16 protein-coding genes are annotated in these 18,464 nt (G+C 43.3%); 13 read left to right on the plus strand and 3 right to left on the minus strand.

Annotated features, from left to right (window positions below; translation table 11 throughout):
- Nucleotides 1–367: 367 nt before the first annotated feature.
- The 8 genes from ACK1I8_RS10530 (at nt 368) to ACK1I8_RS10565 (ending at nt 7,617) form a co-directional block, all read left to right on the plus strand.
- On the plus strand, nt 368–1,393 hold the full coding sequence (locus tag ACK1I8_RS10530) for a sensor histidine kinase (protein WP_412469277.1): 1,026 nt from the start codon (nt 368–370) through the stop codon (nt 1,391–1,393).
- A complete protein-coding gene (locus ACK1I8_RS10535) occupies nt 1,393–2,163 on the plus strand; it encodes a LytR/AlgR family response regulator transcription factor (RefSeq protein WP_412469278.1) in 771 nt (256 codons plus the stop codon). The genes ACK1I8_RS10530 and ACK1I8_RS10535 overlap by 1 nt, the downstream gene beginning before the upstream one ends.
- 508 nt (nt 2,164–2,671) lie before the next feature.
- On the plus strand, nt 2,672–3,058 hold the full coding sequence (locus tag ACK1I8_RS10540; protein WP_412469279.1) for a hypothetical protein: 387 nt from the start codon (nt 2,672–2,674) through the stop codon (nt 3,056–3,058).
- A gap of 43 nt (nt 3,059–3,101) precedes the next feature.
- A complete protein-coding gene (locus tag ACK1I8_RS10545; protein WP_412469280.1) occupies nt 3,102–4,148 on the plus strand; it encodes an alpha/beta hydrolase in 1,047 nt (348 codons plus the stop codon).
- Between the two features lie 12 nt (nt 4,149–4,160).
- Nucleotides 4,161–5,222 (plus strand): serine hydrolase domain-containing protein, encoded by a 1,062-nt coding sequence (locus ACK1I8_RS10550; RefSeq protein ID WP_412469281.1) that lies wholly within the window; start codon nt 4,161–4,163, stop codon nt 5,220–5,222.
- 205 nt (nt 5,223–5,427) lie between these two features.
- Nucleotides 5,428–6,846, plus strand: coding sequence for an SDR family oxidoreductase (locus tag ACK1I8_RS10555; protein ID WP_412469282.1), 1,419 nt, complete (start codon nt 5,428–5,430; stop codon nt 6,844–6,846).
- A gap of 6 nt (nt 6,847–6,852) precedes the next feature.
- Nucleotides 6,853–7,008 (plus strand): DUF2256 domain-containing protein, encoded by a 156-nt coding sequence (locus tag ACK1I8_RS10560; RefSeq protein WP_412469283.1) that lies wholly within the window; start codon nt 6,853–6,855, stop codon nt 7,006–7,008.
- A gap of 69 nt (nt 7,009–7,077) precedes the next feature.
- Nucleotides 7,078–7,617, plus strand: coding sequence for a lipocalin family protein (locus ACK1I8_RS10565; protein WP_412469284.1), 540 nt, complete (start codon nt 7,078–7,080; stop codon nt 7,615–7,617).
- Nucleotides 7,618–7,666: 49 nt separating this feature from the next.
- On the opposite strand, the gene ACK1I8_RS10570 is transcribed toward ACK1I8_RS10565, so the two are convergent.
- Both ACK1I8_RS10570 and ACK1I8_RS10575 read right to left on the minus strand, forming a co-directional pair.
- Complete coding sequence (locus ACK1I8_RS10570) at nt 7,667–8,038, minus strand: response regulator transcription factor (protein ID WP_412469285.1); 372 nt, start codon at nt 8,036–8,038, stop codon at nt 7,667–7,669.
- Nucleotides 8,038–11,043 (minus strand): PAS domain S-box protein, encoded by a 3,006-nt coding sequence (locus tag ACK1I8_RS10575; RefSeq protein WP_412469286.1) that lies wholly within the window; start codon nt 11,041–11,043, stop codon nt 8,038–8,040. Before ACK1I8_RS10575 ends, ACK1I8_RS10570 begins: the two co-directional genes overlap by 1 nt.
- Nucleotides 11,044–11,485: 442 nt before the next feature.
- Between ACK1I8_RS10575 and ACK1I8_RS10580 the strand changes: the two genes are divergently transcribed.
- Genes ACK1I8_RS10580 through ACK1I8_RS10600 form a run of 5 tightly spaced genes read left to right on the plus strand, consistent with a single transcriptional unit; the run spans nt 11,486 to nt 17,505 of the window.
- The gene (locus tag ACK1I8_RS10580; protein WP_412469287.1) at nt 11,486–12,463 is read left to right on the plus strand and encodes a glycosyltransferase family 4 protein; all 978 of its coding nucleotides are present in this window, start codon (nt 11,486–11,488) and stop codon (nt 12,461–12,463) included.
- A gap of 10 nt (nt 12,464–12,473) precedes the next feature.
- Complete coding sequence (locus ACK1I8_RS10585; protein WP_412469288.1) at nt 12,474–14,375, plus strand: glycosyltransferase; 1,902 nt, start codon at nt 12,474–12,476, stop codon at nt 14,373–14,375.
- Entirely contained in the window at nt 14,365–15,036 is a 672-nt protein-coding gene (locus ACK1I8_RS10590; protein WP_412469289.1) for a D-glycero-alpha-D-manno-heptose-1,7-bisphosphate 7-phosphatase, read from the plus strand. Before ACK1I8_RS10585 ends, ACK1I8_RS10590 begins: the two co-directional genes overlap by 11 nt.
- A complete protein-coding gene (locus ACK1I8_RS10595; RefSeq protein WP_412469290.1) occupies nt 14,933–16,435 on the plus strand; it encodes a PfkB family carbohydrate kinase in 1,503 nt (500 codons plus the stop codon). Before ACK1I8_RS10590 ends, ACK1I8_RS10595 begins: the two co-directional genes overlap by 104 nt.
- Complete coding sequence (locus tag ACK1I8_RS10600; protein ID WP_412469291.1) at nt 16,435–17,505, plus strand: glycosyltransferase family 9 protein; 1,071 nt, start codon at nt 16,435–16,437, stop codon at nt 17,503–17,505. Before ACK1I8_RS10595 ends, ACK1I8_RS10600 begins: the two co-directional genes overlap by 1 nt.
- Here the strand turns inward: ACK1I8_RS10600 and ACK1I8_RS10605 are convergent.
- Nucleotides 17,447–18,463 (minus strand): glycosyltransferase family 9 protein, encoded by a 1,017-nt coding sequence (locus ACK1I8_RS10605; protein WP_412469292.1) that lies wholly within the window; start codon nt 18,461–18,463, stop codon nt 17,447–17,449. The two genes, ACK1I8_RS10600 and ACK1I8_RS10605, sit on opposite strands and share 59 nt — an antisense overlap.
- Nucleotide 18,464: the final 1 nt, after the last annotated feature.

Consider the following 18,464-nt stretch of genomic DNA (forward strand, 5'->3'; position numbering starts at 1 on the left):
AATGTTCGATTCCCGCCCCGAGTACTCACAAAATCGAACAAAACCTTTCAGAGATGAAAGGTTTTTTGTTTTACAGTCATTTTTGTTTATAGATCGAAAGGCTAACTCTGGATAAGGAACTGACAGACACGTCCCGACCTAAAGTCGGGATGCTTTCAATGGCGCGCGGGTTCAATTGCCGCCCCGAGTACACATAAAATCGAACAAAGAGTCTTGACGAAAATCAAGGCATTTTTTACCATTAATCTGATTGTGTTTGTTAATCAGATGCCTGATCCGAAAATTCGTTTTAAAACTTCACCCGCCCTTTTATCAGTTTCACCTTACTCATCATTAGGCAATGAAGATATAATGGTTAATTTCGTATATGGATAAGAACGAACTCCGCATTTGCGGATATAGCTCCGTATTAATCGCATTAATGGTAAATTCTGCGCGTTTACTGGCTTTGCGAACCAATGGGGTTATGGCGCGTTATTGGCAGTTCGACCTGGGAGAGCTTACTTTCCAGTTCCTTTTTAACCTGCTGTTTTGTGCGGCACTATTTTACCTGAACCTGAAAAAAGATATGGTTTTTAGTTTCGTGAAGTACAGGGAACAAAAGCGGTATGGAATTTATTTTGCTACCAACTTTTTTTTGGTCTTTTTACTCATAGTAGCTGGGAATTTCCTCCAATATACCTTATTCGCCGGTAATCACTTAGGCGGCATGTATAGAATGGGGTATTTTGCCCGTTTCGGAATGAGTACAATTTTGATCGGCATTACCATCAGGATTATCCTGCTGCTCAGGGAAACCAAACAAAAGAACAAAGATCATGAACAATTACAAAGCGCCTACCTGGAAGCGCAGGTAGAATTATTGAAAGAACAACTGAACCCGCATTTGCTTTTCAATTCGCTGAGCAGTCTTTCCGGTATTGTCAGGGAAGATCCGAAGCTGGCCCAATTCTATATTTTTCATTTGTCTAAAGTATTCCGCCATGCGTTAACACGTTCAGGGACTGCATTGGTGACGGTTGAGACCGAGCTGGAAACGCTTAAGTCATATGCGCAACTCCTGAACATGCGTTTTGAAAAGGCTTTCCGCCTGGAAATTGAGATTGAGCAGCATCATCATCATTCAAAATTACCACACCTTTCCTTACAGCCATTATTAGAAAATGCCGCCAAGCATAATGCTGCTACAGCCGCCAATCCCCTGGTTGTCCGTATCTTTATAAAAGAGGAGTACCTGATTGTGATCAACAACCTGCAGGAAATAGCCTCACCAGAAAACAGCACTGGCATTGGGCTGGCCAACCTGAACAAACGTTTTCGCCTATTGGTAAACCGTGAAATTGAAATCGAAAAAACAAATGAACTATTTATTGTTAAACTACCTTTGAACTGATGAAACCACTGCGTATAGTATTGATTGAAGATGAACCTGTTACGGCACGCCACCTGGCCCGCATATTGGAACATTTCGACCGAAAACTCGTCGTGGTTTCCATGCTCACAAGTGTAAGCGAGGCGGTAGCCTGGTTCAGCTCGAACGAGTATGCCTATGACCTGGTTTTTATGGACATCCGGCTTGCAGATGGATTATCCTTTGAAATCTTTAAACAGGCGCCGGTTAACCGGGCAGTGATATTTGTGACCGCTTACAACGATTATGCTATAGAAGCATTTAAAAATAATGGTATTGATTACATATTAAAACCATTTGATGAGCAGGAGATAGCGCTGGCATTGCAAAAGTTTGAAACCTTGGTTATGCCATATGGCGAGATGGAAAAATTCGACCAGTTTCTGAAACAGTTTCAGTCCAGTATCAAATCCTATAAGAGATCCTTTCTGGTACATTACCGTGATAAGCTGGTGCCGGTAGAAACGACAAAAATAGCCTGGTTTTACACTAAAAATGAGGTGGTTTACGGTCATACATCAGACAGTAGGCAATACCTTATGGATTATACAATGGAACAACTGGAACAACAATTGGATCCGAAATTATTTTTTCGGGCCAACCGGCAATTTATTATAAACCGGAATGCCATCGCGGAAGTTGATTTTTATTTCAATGGACGCCTGTCCGTAAAAGTATCGCCGGAACCATCAGAACATATCCTGGTCAGTAAGGCTCGTGTACCGGAGTTTAAAGGCTGGATGAACAGTTAAACAGTTCACCCCCTTATTTTTCAGCCTCAACCGATTAGTACTTTTCACTCAGTATATTCTTGCACAACTTTACATCATAATTAAAAGCGAGATAATGAAACAGCAAATAAGGCTCTATCCTGTTAACATTTTACTGCCCCCGGCTGCACTTGTTCAGTCAACTCACCCCCTGTTCCAGGGTTTAGCAGGAAAGCGATAATTCGTTGTATTTTAAAGATTTAATTAAAAAAATACACATATAACTTCAATGATATGAAAAAAATATTTTAATTATTATCCTGGCGTTTATAAGTCTGTTATCTGTAAATGCACAAACCCGTGTTGTGGTAAGAAAAACACCTCACCACAAAGTGGCGGTCGTACGCAGACCAGCCATCAGGGCTGTAGTGACCACACCTGCCAGGGCTGTTATTGTGCAACCTGTTATCCAAAGGCGTTTAGTCGTTGTCCATTAACACCTGCCCATTATTAAATAGTTTAATCACCTTAAAACATGAGTCCACTACATATGAAAAAGCAAACAAACAAAACTCCAACTGGCATTTTGTTAAGCCTGTTGCTGATGCTGTTCTGCCAATTGGCCGCAGCCCAAAATACAAAAACGTTAAAAAATAAAACACCCGAAGAAAGGGCTCAGTTACTGACCAAACTAATGAAAACCAGACTGAGCCTGGATACCGGGCAACTTGCCCGGCTAAAGGTGATTAACCTGAAATACGCATTAAAAAATGAGCCTATAATCAAAAGCGATGCCGGTAAATTAGCTAAACTTAAACAGTTTAAAGCTTTGCAAAAGGAAAAAAACGCGGAACTAAAAAAGGTATTCACAGCTGAACAGTATAATCAGTACCAGGCATTTGAAGCCGAAATGAAAGAAAAAATAAGCCATCAATAATCGCAATACGCTTTTACTCAATACATATTTATAAAAACATGCTATGAAAACTATTCTGTTTTTAATAAGTTTTTTGCTGCTGTTATCCGGATGTTCAAAAAATACAGACAGCAACACTGATCCAGCCGATGCAGACGATGACCTGGCAGGGCCGATTTCCCGTCCTGCATCCGGGTACGGTGCCGACGGAAGTTATAAAGTTGCCGAAATCAATTTCCCCAATACCGAATATGCCGGCACACAGGTCACTATTTTTTATCCGGCAGGAATTACCTCAGCCAGGCCAACGATATTTTATTCACATCCCTATGGTGGTGAGGATAAAGAATACAACCGGGGCTTGTTTGAGTTCATCGCTAAAAAAGGTTATGTGGTGGTATTTGTACCCTACCCAACCATGGATGTCAGCATTGATCATCGTTATTTAACCTTATGGACCGGCTTTATTAAAGCTGCCAGTGATTACCCCAATATCATTGACACTAAAAAAGTGGGCTTTATGGGGCATTCTTTTGGCGGTGGTGCATCCATCGGTCTGTCATACAAGGCCTTTACCGAAAAAAAATGGGGACAGGATGGGCGTTTTATTTTCACAATGGCACCCTGGTACAGTTACCAGATCACTCCGTCACAACTCTCAAGCTTCCCGGCAAACACCAGGATGATTACGCAGGTTTATGACGAAGACATTTACAACGATCACCGTTTGGCCATTGATATCTTTAAAAACATCAATATCGCTAATTCAGAAAAAGACTATTATTATCTGAAGCCTTCCACAGTGGCAGGCTACAGATACACGGCAGAGCATAACCTGCCCAATAGCCGCTCGGCTTATGATGCCTACGATTATTATGGCGTTTACCGTTTACTGGATGCATTAATAGACTATAGCTTTAACGGCAGCCAGGCCGGAAAAAATGTTGCCCTGGGCAATGGCTCTGCCGAGCAGGTAAGTATGCCAGGATATTATGGCCAGTTTATGGCGCCGCTCGAGGTTAGCGATAACCCTAGCCCCAGATACCACTCTGGCAAATATTTATTTCCATGTAACAGCACTGACAATCCCCGAATCTCTAATTGCAATTAAAATCCTACTTCAATGAAGAAAATAATAGTTTTAATATTAATCCTTGCCGGTTCTTATATCACAAAAGCCCAACGGCCGTTTGGCAAAGTAGACCAATGGCTTACCGAGCAGGTTTCAGCAATGGGTGGCCGCCTTATGCTGGCAATATATAAAGACGGAAAGGTTGTTTACAGCCATTCAGTAAATAACATGGGTATAAAAGATCGTGTACTAATCAGGCTTGTCGCTCAGAAACAGGGCAAACCTGCCGATCTTAGCGACTATACTTCAGTCACCAGGCAACCTATTGCCAGTTGCAGTAAATGGCTGAGCGCGGCGCTGGTTATGACCTTTGTAGATGAAGGTAAATTAAAGCTCACCGATACCCTGGGCCAATTCTTTCCGCAATTTTCGCGGAACAAAAAAGGGTCGATAACCATCAGCGAATGCCTTTCGCATACGACGGGAATACATTCGCCCGATCTGCGCGAAAACCTGGCAGAAATAAAGCAGGTAAATAGCATGGAAGAAGAAATCGACAAGATTGCGGCATACCCAATGGAAGGCCAGCCCAGCAAGGTTTTTCGTTATAGCAATACTGGTTTGCAGATTGCCGGCGCGGTGATCGAAAAAATCAGTGGAAAAAGATTTGAAACGCTATTTGCAGAGCGGATCGCAACTCCGCTTGAAATGAAGCATACCGATTTTGGCAAAGGAAAATTAGCCTTACCGGCCGGTGGCGCGGTTAGTACTGTTGATGATTATATGAATTTCCTGATTATGATCCTGAACAAAGGAGCATTTAAAGGCAAACGCGTATTGTCTGAAAGCAGCATTGCGCAAATGCAGATCAACAGCATCTCCGCTGATGTTAAAATAGCCTACACGCCGGCTGAGGCTACAGGCCTGGGTTATGGGTATGGCGAATGGATAACAGGAAATGTAGTCAGTAGTCCTGGCCTTTTTGGTGCTTTCCCCTGGATCAACAGGGAGAAGAATTATTGCGGCTTTTTGATGGCTTTTTATCTCAAATCAGAAGGAAGGCAGGCAAAGTATAATCAACTGCAAAAACTGGTTGATATGGAAATACAATGAGATTGAAATCTTATCGCTAAATGATTTAAAGGCATTCTGTTTCTTTTCGATAAGAAAAACAGCGCTCATAGTACGTACAGAGACAAAGAATTTCCCACATTTTTTAACACAAATGATAAGATTTTTATATTAAGCCCCTTAACTTATCTCTCCCTCGCGGCAAACATAAATGGGCAGATAGCTGTTGGTATATTAAAACTACGCATTGAATATACTACTCACCGGTGCAACCGGATATATTGCTCAGCGATTGCTTCCCGTTCTGTTAGAACAAGGCCATACTGTTTTTTGCCTGGTTAGAAATGCCGTACGTTTCGACCAGAATAAGTTTGGCCATGATGCTAAGATCACCGTTATCGAAGCTGACCTCATGAAACCCGAAACTTTACAGTCACTTCCTAAAGATATTGATGCGGCTTACTACCTCGTCCACTCGATGAGTGGTGATAAAGACTTTAGCGATAGTGAGGCAAAGTCTGCCCGTAATTTTTCAAAAGCGATTAGCGAAACCGCAGCAAAGCAGATTATATTTCTAAGCGGGATCGTAAATAGCACTACGCTTTCCAAACACCTCGCTTCGCGCAAAAAAGTAGAGCAATTGTTAGGTGAAGGCAAAGTACCGCTTACCACACTGAGGGCCGGGATCATTGTGGGATCTGGTAGTGCCTCATTTGAAATTATCCGCGATCTGGTAGAAAAGTTGCCGGTAATGGTTGCACCGAAATGGCTTCATACCAAATGCCAGCCAATTGCCATCCGGAATGTGATTGAGTTCCTTTTTAAAGTATTATTGAAAGAATTCACGTTCGGTAAACATTACGACATTTATGGTCCGGATATATTAAGCTATAAGGAGATGCTGTTGCAATTTGCAGAGGTTAGGAAACTGAAAAGACGTATTTTCATCGTGCCAGTTATGACGCCTAAACTTTCCTCTTACTGGTTATATTTTGTAACCTCAACCTCTTACAGCCTTGCACGAAATCTCGTAGACAGCATGCATGTGGATGTGGTGGCCGAGCCGAATGATTTATCGGATCAACTTGATATTAAATTAATCCCTTACAAGCAAGCTATTGAACTTGCCTTTCAGAAGATTGAGCAAAATATGGTGCTTTCCAGCTGGTATGATGCCATGGGAAAAACCTATTCGAAGGAAATGATTAAAAAGCTGCTCGCTGTTCCCACTAATGGCGTATTTGTAGATCGAAAATCGGCCCACACAAGTGACCGAAAACTGGCTGCAGCAAGAATTTTTGCCATTGGTGGTCGTTCGGGATGGTACTATGCGAATTGGCTATGGAACTTCCGGGGTTTTCTGGATAAATTATTCGGCGGGGTCGGCCTTAACCGGGGAAGAAAAAACCCAACAGCCATCAGTACAGGCGACCGGCTTGATTTTTGGCGGGTAATCTATTCAAATACGGAGGAAAGTCGTCTGCTGTTATATGCTGAAATGAAATTACCTGGGGAGGCCTGGCTGGAGTTTAAAATAGTGGATGATTGTGTTTACCAAACAGCCACTTTCAGACCACTTGGATTAGCAGGCCGATTGTATTGGTATGCGGTGCTACCCTTCCATTATTTCATTTTTAATGGCATGATCAACAAAATTGTCAATTAGCCTGCTATGAAAGATGTAAAAAAACAGCATCTGCCCGAAAAAACATGCCCCGTTTGCAACCGCCCGTTTATGTGGCGCGCCAAGTGGGCGAGACATTGGAATGAGGTGATCTATTGCAGTCAAAAATGCAGGCGCAAAAAAAGCTCCGCGAAAACGGTATAAATTAACGCTCACTGCTAGGATTCAAACATTTGCCCTTCACCTTTTGTGAAATTATTTAAGATTAAAACCATGAAAAAAATATACAGAAATACACTTTTATTTGCTACACTAGCTATTGTGGCGGCAACCTATACCAGCTGTAAGGTTTCAATACCCAATGGCGCAACTGCTGTTAAGCCCTTCATCCAGGATAAATACTTAGGTACCTGGTATGAAATTGCCCGAATGGATTTTAAGTTCGAAAAAAACCTCAAAAATGTAACCGCAACCTATTCAAAAAATGATAATGGATCTATCAGGGTTGATAATAAAGGATACGACATGGTTAAAAACAAATGGAAGCAGAGTATTGGGAAAGCTAAATTTGTAAAAGGTAATGATGAAGCAAGGCTCAAAGTTTCCTTTTTTGGTCCTTTTTACGCGGGCTATAATATCATTGAAATCGATAAAGACTACCAGTACGCCCTGGTAGCCGGAAATAACCTGGATTATCTTTGGATACTCTCCAGAACGAAAAATATCCCTGATGCGATCAAAACGAATTACTTAAAAAAAGCGGCGGATCTTGGCTACCAAACCAACGATCTGGTGTGGACCATTCAAGATTAAGGATATAAGACTGTCATATAGCGAAAATTCTGACGGAAGCTACCCCAAATCAAACTTTTGCATAAACCTCGCGAATGATTTTGGCTAAGTCTTCAATTTCCAGATCTTTAAGTACATAGGCAGAAGCTCCGGCATTAAAGGCTTGGGTCCTGTATTCATCTTTACTGTGCATGGTTAATATAATGATTTTAATAGCCGGCCTTTGCAATTTCACCCGTCTTGTTAATTCTAAGCCCGATATACCTGGCATATTCCAATCGATCAACATCACATCGATCGATACACCCTGTTCCAACTTTTTTAGTGCGCTAGCTCCATTTTCAGCATCAGCAGCAACGGCAATATTTGCTTGCCACGTAAGCATATTACAAAGGCCCTGCCTGACGACTTCATTATCTTCAACAATCATTAATTTTATCATTACCTGCTTGGCTTATCGGTTAGCCCCTGATGGGGAATAATTACCTCGACATACGTTCCTTTATCTGGATTTGAGGAAATGATGAGCTGCCCATCCAACAATTCGATCTTACTGCGGATCGATGCCAGGCCTATGCCGTTAACTTTTTCTGCTCCTTCCGGCATCCCCTGCCCGTTATCACTGACAACAATTTTTACCTGGTCGGTACCAACAATAATCATGACTTCGCAGCTGCTTGCCTTTGCATGTTTAACCACGTTGGTCATGAGTTCCTGAGTGGTGCGGTAAACCGCCAGTTCCATGTATTTTTCCAACCGGTTATGCTGAACGGAGATGTGGCAATTGAATTCAATTTTTCCCGACAATTGCCTGCAAATATCATCAACGGCGCTTTTTAATCCGAACTGGTCAAGCGTGGTGGGCATCAGCTCATGCGAAACCCGCCTGGTTTCTGCAATCGCCTGGGTTAACAGTTCATTAATGTAGGCTTTGTTATGCCTGAATTCTTCTTCTGGTGCCCCGGCGCGGAGGCTAGACATGTTGATTTTTATGCCATAAAGAAGTTGTCCGATTCCGTTATGCAAACTTTCGGAGATTCTATGGCGTTCTTCCTCCAAAGTACTCAGCGAAGTCCGGAATATCTTCAATTGTTGCTCCTGCTCCATTTTTTTGATTTTATCTTCCGCTTCGCGCATCGCTGAAATATCCTGATCTACCCCTAATACGTTTTCAATATCACCTTGATTGTTCCTTACTGGAATTCCTTTGATGCGCAGCACTTTGATCTTACCGGAAATGTTCATTTCCAATATTTCTTCAAAGTCAGCATTACTTTCTTGGATGCATTGAACAACATTTTTAGCTTTGCCGAGGCTTTTTTCAATTGCATATTCCAAATAAACAGCTGGTGTGACCTGCGTTCCGTTTTTCAGATTAAACAATCGGTACATCCCATCAGACCAGATTAAATGGCCACTTAGACGATTGAATTCCCAGCTGCCCAATAAAGCTGTTTCCTCCGATTTTTGCAGCAACAGATATGCTTTATTTCGTTCCTCTTCTGCTTTCACCTGTTCATCAAAAATAGTCTGCAGACTGTCGCGGCTTTCCTGTAACTCTCTGGTACGCTTTTTTACGTCATTCTCCAGTTGAAGGAGATATTTTAATTCGGTATCGCGTAAGGCCTGTTCTGCCCGCGTGCGTTCCAGGGCATCCCAAGTGCGTTCGGCAACATCATTCAGGATTTGAAGGTCTATCTTAGCCCATGCCCTGGGTTTACCTGAATTTATGCCAATCCAGGCCATGAGCTTTCCATGCTTCAAGAGGGGAACAGCAGCCCAGGCGGCCACTCCAATCCCGGAATAGACTTCCGGCGATTTCACCCATTCGCTTTTTATACTTGTATCTGCCACAGCAATTGTACGGCCGGACTGGAAAGCTGCTGCCAGCGACATCGAGAAATCTGATAAGCGCATACGCTCAGGCAGAGGCATGGTCTGATCTTCGAAGCGCCCTGCAACATGAAAGGAATCTCCGTCTTTCTCCATCTCAAAATAACCGGCGTACATCACTTCCAGTTTGTTAGCCAATAATTTCATAGCGGTATCTTGTACGCTGAGCGGATTGGTTAATGGCCGCAGGGCATCACTTAACTTTAGAAGGAAAGTTTGTCGCTCTTCATTTTGGCGAAGGGCCTGTTCCGTTAGCTTGCGCTCGGTAATGTCGTCAAAAATCACGGCAATCAAACGACTTCCCGAGCTGCTTACCCTGGAGTAATGAACACTAAACCAGCGGTCGATATCTTTCAGATAATGTTCGCTACGGATGGGTACACCTGTTTGATAAACCGCTTCAAAATAAGGCAACCATTTCTCTTCGAAGTCTGGCAACAAATTGCGCAGACGCTGGCCAAGTGGCTTGGGGAGGCCGGTCTGTTTTTCCCAGGCCTTATTAACTTCCAGTAAAACCAAATCATCCACATGGTCATTTTTGCTCAACTTCACCTCTACTATACAATACCCCTCATTCATAATATTAAAAAGGGTACGATATTTTTCTTCACTTTGCCGCAACGCATTCTCTGTTTCTTTACGGTCATGAATATCGGTAGCTGTTGCATATATTTTGATTACGTTGCCCTGCTCGTTGATTAGCGGTGAGGCATTGACTACAAACCAGCGGTATTTTCCGTCACGCCTTCTTATCCGGTGCTCCTGTTGAAGGGGCTTTCCTGCTGCCACTGCATCAGCATAGCGCCTGGACGAGCTTTTTTGGTCATCAGGATGGATAGCTTCAACCCAACCCCATCCCGTTGCCTGATCAAGGCTTTGTCCGGTATATTCAAGCCAGCGCTGATTGTACCAGCTGGTCGATCCGTCTGGTTCACTGGCCCAAAGTAAATCCGGCACCAGATTGGCAATAGATTGAAAGTGTTTTTCTGATTCTCCTGCCGTTCGCCCTGCCTTTATGTTATCTAGTTCAGCCCAGGTCCGCCCGGCAAATTCTTCTAATAAATGTATTTCAGTTTTTGTCCAATTCCTTGGAAATCCGGAATTTACAGCGACCAATGCAACAAGCTTTCCATTTTTTACAATCGGAACACCAACGCCGGCACGAATGCCGTTGGCAAGATGGATTTCCGGTCCAACTTCAGCCTCACTGCCGCTACATACGAATGTCTTTCCATTGAGATAGTGAGCGGCCTGAAGTGCTGAAAAGTCTGAAATCCGAAGCTGTTTTGGTATGATAAATGTGTTTCCATCCTGACCTGCAACCAGCTGTAAAGTATCTCCATCGGCCAGTAGCTCAAAATAGAGCGCATACATTAAGTCAAGTTCTTTTGCTAATAAGTTCATTGCAGTTTCCAGAATATTAGCAGCGTGTTTCGAAGCTATATTTTGTTTTTTGGTTAGGGTGCCGAGTATATCACTAAAACGTAGCATAATTGTCTTTTGCTCTTTCCAAACCCTTTGCCCGGGTTGTCCATATTCTTTTTTTTCGGCCATAAATTCTACAATATTTATTCAAAATATTGATATAGATCTGCAATATCGCATTAGGTTATTGACAGAAAACAAAATTAAACTAAGATTGTTTAACCGCGCCCCAACCCACTATGATGTTACATGTAAATCTGACTGATGAATCAACTTTAAAAGTTGCCAGCCTATTCAAATCATTCACGATAAAAACTTAACTCTGATAAAACACATTCCCCTAAAAAAAATGCCGGGTAACTCCAAATAAAACCCAATTAATATGTGCGTTAAACCGTAGTACTGTATCCGTCTATAAGCAAGTATTACGCTTTTCACATACGGGTGTTTTCCTACCTTAAATCGAGTATTTGTACAACGAACAATACCCGATGAAGTGCAGTTATTTAAGCAGCGCTTGAGGAAGTGATCCTTCCTTTTTCGCTAAACTGCGATTTAAAATACCTGAATTATGTATGACTTTAACAGGCTAAAAATTTTTACGTGGCACATCCACGGCAGCTATCTTTTTTACCTCTCGCAGGGAGACTATGATATTTACATACCGGTAAACGAAACCAAAAGCGAGGGTTACGTAGGCCGTGGCAACACTTTTCCATTCGGAAATAACGTGATTGAAATACCCGCAACACAGGTGCGTGAAATGAATTTCGATATCATTTTATTCCAAACTGATGAAAATTACTTATGCGACCAGTATGAAATACTTTCTGAACAGCAGCGCAGCCTGCCAAAAATCTATCTCGAGCATGATCCGCCATGGGATCATCCCACGGATGCACTTCATCCCGTTACAGACCCATCAGTTATCCTGGTACATGTTACGCATTTTAACAGTTTGATGTGGAACAGCCCCAATGTACAAACACTTGTCATTGAACATGGCGTAACGGCTAGTCATCAGCCCTACAACGGAACTTTGGAACGGGGCATTGTAGTCATTAATAACCTGCCTGCCCGGGGAAGACTTTTGGGTTTCGACATTTTTGAGCAATTAAGCAAAACCGTACCGCTCGATCTGGTGGGCATGGGTGCCGAAGCATATGGAATTGGCGAAGTGCTCCATCCACAACTGCCAGCGTTTATTTCAAACTACCGCTTCTTCTTTAATCCTATCCGCTATACCAGCCTGGGTCTTGCCGTTTGCGAGGCGATGATGCAGGGTATGCCCATTATCGGTCTGGCTACCACCGAAATGTCGGTCACCATTAAAAATGGATACTCCGGCTTTGTCAGAACAGATATTGATTTGTTAAAGGGAGACATGGAGCTCCTGCTTGAAAATCCGCTGCTGGCCATGGAGATGGGTAATAATGCACGTAAAACCGCTGAAGAGCGCTTCAGCATCGAGAGGTTTACGGGCGAATGGCAACAGCTTTTTGAAACAGTAAGCGCGAAAAAGCTTAAAACCAAAACCGATTACATCTAAAACCACAACTATGACGAACAGAATCGCATTTATTAGTGAACATGCATCACCCCTTGCCCTGCTTGGAGGAAAAGACAATGGCGGCCAAAATGTGTATGTTGCCGAAATTGCAAGGCAATTGGGAGAGCAGGGCTACCAGGTCGACATTTTTACCCGCCGGGAAGATATCGTTTCAAAAACGGTAAATACTTTTTGCACAAATGTGCGCGTGATTTTAGTAGATGCAGGCCCGAAAGAAAAGATAGACAAGGAAGCGCTACTCCCCTATATGAAAGATTTCAGAAGGGAAATGGAATATTTTATCAAACGTAACAAAATCTATTATCAGCTTATCCATGCCAATTTCTGGATGTCGGGCCTGGTAGCGATGGAACTCAAGGAAAGACTTGATATTCCCTTTGTAATTACTTTCCATGCCCTTGGCCATATCAGAAAGATGCATCAGAAGGAAATGGATCGTTTTCCTCCCGAGCGGGTTGATATTGAACGCACCATTGTACAACAGGCCGATAAGATCGTTGCCGAATGCCCTCAGGATGAAGAAGACCTCCGTACGTATTACAGTGCCAATCCTGAAAAAATGGTGATGATACCTTGTGGTTTCAGCCCGGATGACTTTTACCCTATTGCTAAACCGACAGCAAAAACACTGTTGGACATCAGTGAGGAGGAGAAAATTGTACTTCAGTTGGGGCGGATGGTAGAACGTAAAGGTATCGATAATGTGATCAAGGCCTTTGCCAGGCTTAAAAGTGACCATAAATTACGGTTGATCATTGTTGGTGGAGAACATGAGCCATCAGAAAATGATCCTGAACTGGACAGGCTGAAAACACTGACCAGAAAACACGGCATAGAAAATTCAGTAGACTTTGTTGGTCAGAAAAATCGCGGACTGTTGAGGTACTACTATAGTGCAGCCGACATTTTTATCACAACGCCCTGGTACGAACCATTTGGGATTACCCCTATTGAAGCCATGGCTTGTGGTACTCCGGTTATAGGTTCGGCGGTAGGTGGTATTAAATTTACGGTGAAGGATGGCCATACCGGCTATCTCGTTCCACCAAAACAGCCCGAAATTTTAGCGGAAAAGATAACATACTTATTATCTGAGCCATCGCTGCTTAAGGAAATGTCTGATCATGCCGTTCAGCATGTGCATGAAAATTTTACCTGGAAAAAAATCGCCTTACAGTTGCATGATTGTTACCAGGGCATTCATGCCAGTCAGCAAAAATTACGACAGCAGGAATTTGCGATGATACAGCATGCTTTTGAAGAAGGCGCAAAAACCTTCGAGCTTACGTCAAAGATTTTGGGTACCAAGATTGCCCTGGCCGGCGAAATGATTAGCAGGGCTTTAAAAACCGGGAATAAGATATTGGTTTGTGGAAACGGCGGAAGTGCCGCAGAAAGCCAGCATTTTGTTGCAGAGCTGGTGGGGCGTTTCGAGGTTCCGCACCGCAAGGGGCTTCCGGCCATTTCACTCAATGCAGATATGGCCATTATCACCGCGTGGGCAAACGATTTTGGATACGATGATGTTTTTGCCAGGCAGGTACAGGCCTATGGAAACCAGGGCGATATATTACTGTGCCTAAGTACAAGTGGCAATTCGGATAATATTATTAAGGCGATGCAAATGGCAAAAAAGAAAGCGATCTGCTGCATTAATATGTTAGGCAAAGATGGCGGGCGCGCAGTAGACTACGGTGAACTTAATTTGGTTGTACCTTCCCACAGTACACAGCGGATACAGGAAATGCATCTGCATTTGGTACACCTGCTGTGTACGATCATTGAAAATCGAATGTTCAATGTTGCCTTTACCAATAAAACAGCAGCGAAAAAACAGCTTTTACCGGCACGATATCAGCCGGAAACAATTTTAAAACATTATGGCAGCTAAATGTGCAATCTTTCTGGATAAGGATGGAACACTTATTCCGGATATCCCATATAATGCAGATCCTGAACGGGTAAGGCTGGAAGAACATGTGGGCCAAACCCTGGCCATGCTGGCCCCGCATTTCGAGCTGATTGTGATATCCAATCAGAGTGGGCTTGCATTTGGTTATTTTAATGAAGGAGAACTTAAAATGGTTGAGAAGCGCATCAAAATGCTCTTGCATCACTATGGGGTGAGCTTAAGCGGTTTTTATTACTGTCCACATCATCCAGATGGTAACAAGGCACCCTATGCCAGACCGTGCGACTGCAGAAAACCAGCTCCTGGCTTAATTAACAGGGCAGCACTCGAACACCATATCTCGTTATCCGGTTCATGGATGATCGGTGATATACTCAACGATGTGCAAGCCGGAAAAGCAGCTGGTTGCAGTACAATACTGATTAACAACGGCAACGAAACCGAGTGGGATATGGCAGATCATCCCCAACGTATTCCCGATTTTATGGCCAGTGATTTTGCTGCTGCCGGCGAATTTATCTTAAACAGTTTAAAATATGAAAAATACATCGGCGCCATATCGGCAATTCCTGGAGAACTTCAAGAACAAAAAAATTCTAGTCATCGGCGACCTGATACTGGACCGCTATATTCAGGGTGAATGTACACGGATAGCACCTGAGGCCAGTGTGCCGGTAATCGATGTACATTCGGAAAAGAATTGCCCTGGTGGTGCGGCAAATGTTGCAGCCAACCTCAAAGCACTTGGTGCCCAGGTCATATTATGTTCGGTTACAGGGGTTGACAGAAATGGCCATATCCTTATTGAGCTGTTAAAAAAGCTGAATATCGACACAGACCTGATCGTTAGTGAACCGGAACGAGACACACTTTGTAAAACAAGGGTAAGCTCGCTTTCACAGCTCATTGTGCGGTATGATGAAGGCAGTTGCAGCCCAATATCAAAGGTTATTACAGAAAAACTAATGAAGCACATCAGCAGCGTTTTTGACCAGGTAGATGCCATATTAATCTCTGATTATGAAAAAGGTGTACTAACAGATGATCTGATTCTTGCCTTGAAAACACGGAATAACGGTGATAAAAAAATCTTTGCGGTAGATGCCAGGAATTTTGCCCGTTATGCTACGCTTGAGCCTACCCTGATTAAGCCAAATTATACCGAAGCTTTGGCGCTCTGCCGGTTTAAACCTGTTAGCCTTACGCGATTGGAGCAGGCAAAGAACTGGGGCGAATGTTTGTACAAGTATAGCGGGGCCAAAAATATCCTCCTCAGTATGGATGAAGATGGCGTATGCTGCTTCAAAAAAGGGCAGTTCAGTTTTCACCAGACTGTGCCAAAAGTAGCGAACCCACAGGTAAGCGGCGCTGGTGATACCTTCCTGGCCACCGCTTTAATGGCATTGCTTAGTGGCACTGATCTTTATACTGTAACTACACTGGCCATAAGTGCAGCTTCGGTTGTGATTAGCGAACCTCATACCGCAGTGTGCCATATTGCGCGTCTGAAGGACAATTTCAGCACAAAGCAGAAATATCTCAACAATTTGAGCGAAATCGGCATGCTGATGAAGCATTACAAGTCGCAGGGAAAACGGATTGTATTTACCAATGGCTGTTTTGATATTCTGCACAGCGGCCATGTGAACTACTTAAAAGGATCGAAAGCTCAGGGCGACATCCTGATTGTAGGATTAAACAATGATGAAAGCATAAAAAGGCTTAAAGGCCTTCAACGGCCTATCAATGCGATGGCTGACCGTATTGAAGTGTTATCTGAGTTATCATGCATCGACCATATTATCTCTTTTGGCCAAAAGGGCGACGATACCCCTATTCCATTGCTTAAAAAAATACGTCCGCATGTTTTCGTTAAGGGAGGGGATTATCGTAATAAGTTTTTGCCTGAAGGGAACACGCTGCATGATATAGGCTGCAAAATAGTTTTTTTACCAACGGTAGCAGACAGGTCTACAACCAAAATAATTGGCAAAATCGAACAGAATTTTACTTTATTCAGCAGTAACAACATCAATTAATGGAATGGAAATCATGTAAGAGAATATTGGTAATGCGGCCTGATCATATGGGCGATTTATTGATGTCGGCGCCGGCGATCAGGGCCTTGAGGGAAAGTTTTGAGTGTGAAATTACTTTACTTACCTCAACCATGGCCGCGGAAGCTGCTGCCCTCTTACCATGGATAAAAAACGTGATCTGCTATGATTTCCCCTGGCTGAAAACAAATGATGCAATCGCTCCTGATGTGTTGGTTGATCTGGTCTCTACTATCCGGAAACATGCATTTGACGGCTGTATATTATTTAATGTTTCCAGCCAGAACCCCGCCCCTTCCTTAATGATTGCCTTTATGGCGGGTATTCCCCTGCGTGCGGCCTATTGCAGGGAAAATATTTACGGCTTGCTAACCCATTGGCTGCCCGATCCGGAGCCTTATTTCGAAATCAGGCATCAGGTAGCGCGCGACCTCAAACTCTGTGCTTCTATTGGGGCACAAACCACAGATCAACGCATCAGGATTTCGGTACATGAAGATGCCGCAAACGATAAATTGAAAGTTCTTGGGTTAAAAAAGAATGGTTTTTTTATTTTTCATATGGGGGTTTCAGAAGAAAAACGTCAGTTTCCAAAAAAAGAATGGATAAAAATGGCCAAAGTGGTGGCGGAAAAATATGGCCTTCCTATTTTATTAAGCGGAAATAGTAAAGAGCGGGAAAATATCGAAACCTTTGCAAAAGAGCTAGGCAAAGCGGTTATTCCCATAGCTGGTCTGTTTAATTTAAAGGAGTTTGCGGCCTGCGTTTTAATGGCAAGGGCCATATTGAGCGTAAATACGGGACCTATGCATCTGGCTGCTGCTGTGGGCACACCCGTACTGGCCTTATACGCAAGAACGAATCCTCAGCATACCCCCTGGATGGTACCTTGCAGAATAATTGAATTTGATGTGCTTTCGTCCCAGGGCAGCAATAATCAGGTATTACGTTTTCAGTCTGAAAAAGCTTATCCCTCGGCAATTGCTTTTCCATCTACTCAAATGATATCAGACGCTTTTGATGATCTTCTTCGTGAAACAGCAGCTGTTTAACGGCCTGCTCTACCAAAGCATAATCTGGTGTTTTTGTCCAGTCGATAGTTTTATGCCGGGTTGTATCAATTGGTCCCCATCGTTCCGGCTCCCCATCCATACTGATTACCACACTTTTTACACGGAGCGCAGCGGCAATATGGGATATCCCGGTGCAGTTAGAAATTAATCCGTTTGAGCGTTTAAGCAGGGCACCAACCATTCCCAGATCAGTTTTGCCGGCTAAAATGATTGGTTTTTCATCCATCAGCGCGGCTACCTGATTAATAATCTCCAACTCCTCTGAGGTTCCGGTAAGCACGATCCGGAGCGCTTGCCTGGTGCAATAATCTGCAAGTTTGGCAAAAAATGCTGGTGGCCATTGGCGCCAGGAACCCCGCGAACCACAATGCATGCAGATGTAACCATTGCCAATAGCTAATGCATCTAAGTTTTCAAAATCTGTTTGATGTAAGGGGAAAAACATTGCTGTGGTGGTAATGGCTATGCCAAGATGTTTCATTAAAGCAATATGCCGCAGACTTTCGTGCCCCCAATTGGGATAAGGCATTAATAAAGAATTTTCAGCCATTTCGGTCGCGCTAACGGAGAAACCCGCAATTGTACTTCCACCTGAGCAGGCCCTGAGCATTTCGTTAACAATTGTGCCGTTTCCCTGCATCTGCAGTATCATATCGAATGCTTCAGAAGCAAGACTTTTACAAAAGCGGCTAAAACTTTTCGCATCAAAAGGAATTTCAGGTAAGCCGGGGTAACCAGAAAAATCGATAAAACGATCGAAAAGTTCAGGATAACGTTCGATTAGTTTTCTGGCAGATGGCAATCCGATAAATACCAGTTCTGCACCAGGATAAGCCATGCGAAGGTTTTTAATGGCCGGCATGGCACACAGCAGGTCTCCAAGCTGTAAAGCTCTGAAAATAGCAATTTTTTTATACTGCGATATGGCCCCATCCATA

Origin of the sequence: Pedobacter sp. KLB.chiD (genome assembly GCF_047040275.1) — a bacterium.
Classification (GTDB): domain Bacteria; phylum Bacteroidota; class Bacteroidia; order Sphingobacteriales; family Sphingobacteriaceae; genus Pedobacter.

Bases quoted from the DNA above. Each gene is read 5' to 3' on its own strand.
- ACK1I8_RS10565 (WP_412469284.1), top strand. From the start codon at position 7,078: ATGAAAAAAATATACAGAAATACACTTTTATTTGCTACACTAGCTATT.
- ACK1I8_RS10560 (WP_412469283.1), top strand. From the start codon at position 6,853: ATGAAAGATGTAAAAAAACAGCATCTGCCCGAAAAAACATGCCCCGTT.
- ACK1I8_RS10535 (WP_412469278.1), top strand. From the start codon at position 1,393: ATGAAACCACTGCGTATAGTATTGATTGAAGATGAACCTGTTACGGCA.
- ACK1I8_RS10590 (WP_412469289.1), top strand. From the start codon at position 14,365: ATGGCAGCTAAATGTGCAATCTTTCTGGATAAGGATGGAACACTTATT.
- ACK1I8_RS10570 (WP_412469285.1), bottom strand. From the start codon at position 8,038: ATGATAAAATTAATGATTGTTGAAGATAATGAAGTCGTCAGGCAGGGC.
- ACK1I8_RS10605 (WP_412469292.1), bottom strand. From the start codon at position 18,463: ATGGATGGGGCCATATCGCAGTATAAAAAAATTGCTATTTTCAGAGCT.
- ACK1I8_RS10595 (WP_412469290.1), top strand. From the start codon at position 14,933: ATGAAAAATACATCGGCGCCATATCGGCAATTCCTGGAGAACTTCAAG.
- ACK1I8_RS10580 (WP_412469287.1), top strand. From the start codon at position 11,486: ATGTATGACTTTAACAGGCTAAAAATTTTTACGTGGCACATCCACGGC.
- ACK1I8_RS10600 (WP_412469291.1), top strand. From the start codon at position 16,435: ATGGAATGGAAATCATGTAAGAGAATATTGGTAATGCGGCCTGATCAT.
- ACK1I8_RS10530 (WP_412469277.1), top strand. From the start codon at position 368: ATGGATAAGAACGAACTCCGCATTTGCGGATATAGCTCCGTATTAATC.
- ACK1I8_RS10550 (WP_412469281.1), top strand. From the start codon at position 4,161: ATGAAGAAAATAATAGTTTTAATATTAATCCTTGCCGGTTCTTATATC.
- ACK1I8_RS10575 (WP_412469286.1), bottom strand. From the start codon at position 11,043: ATGGCCGAAAAAAAAGAATATGGACAACCCGGGCAAAGGGTTTGGAAA.
- ACK1I8_RS10540 (WP_412469279.1), top strand. From the start codon at position 2,672: ATGAAAAAGCAAACAAACAAAACTCCAACTGGCATTTTGTTAAGCCTG.
- ACK1I8_RS10545 (WP_412469280.1), top strand. From the start codon at position 3,102: ATGAAAACTATTCTGTTTTTAATAAGTTTTTTGCTGCTGTTATCCGGA.
- ACK1I8_RS10585 (WP_412469288.1), top strand. From the start codon at position 12,474: ATGACGAACAGAATCGCATTTATTAGTGAACATGCATCACCCCTTGCC.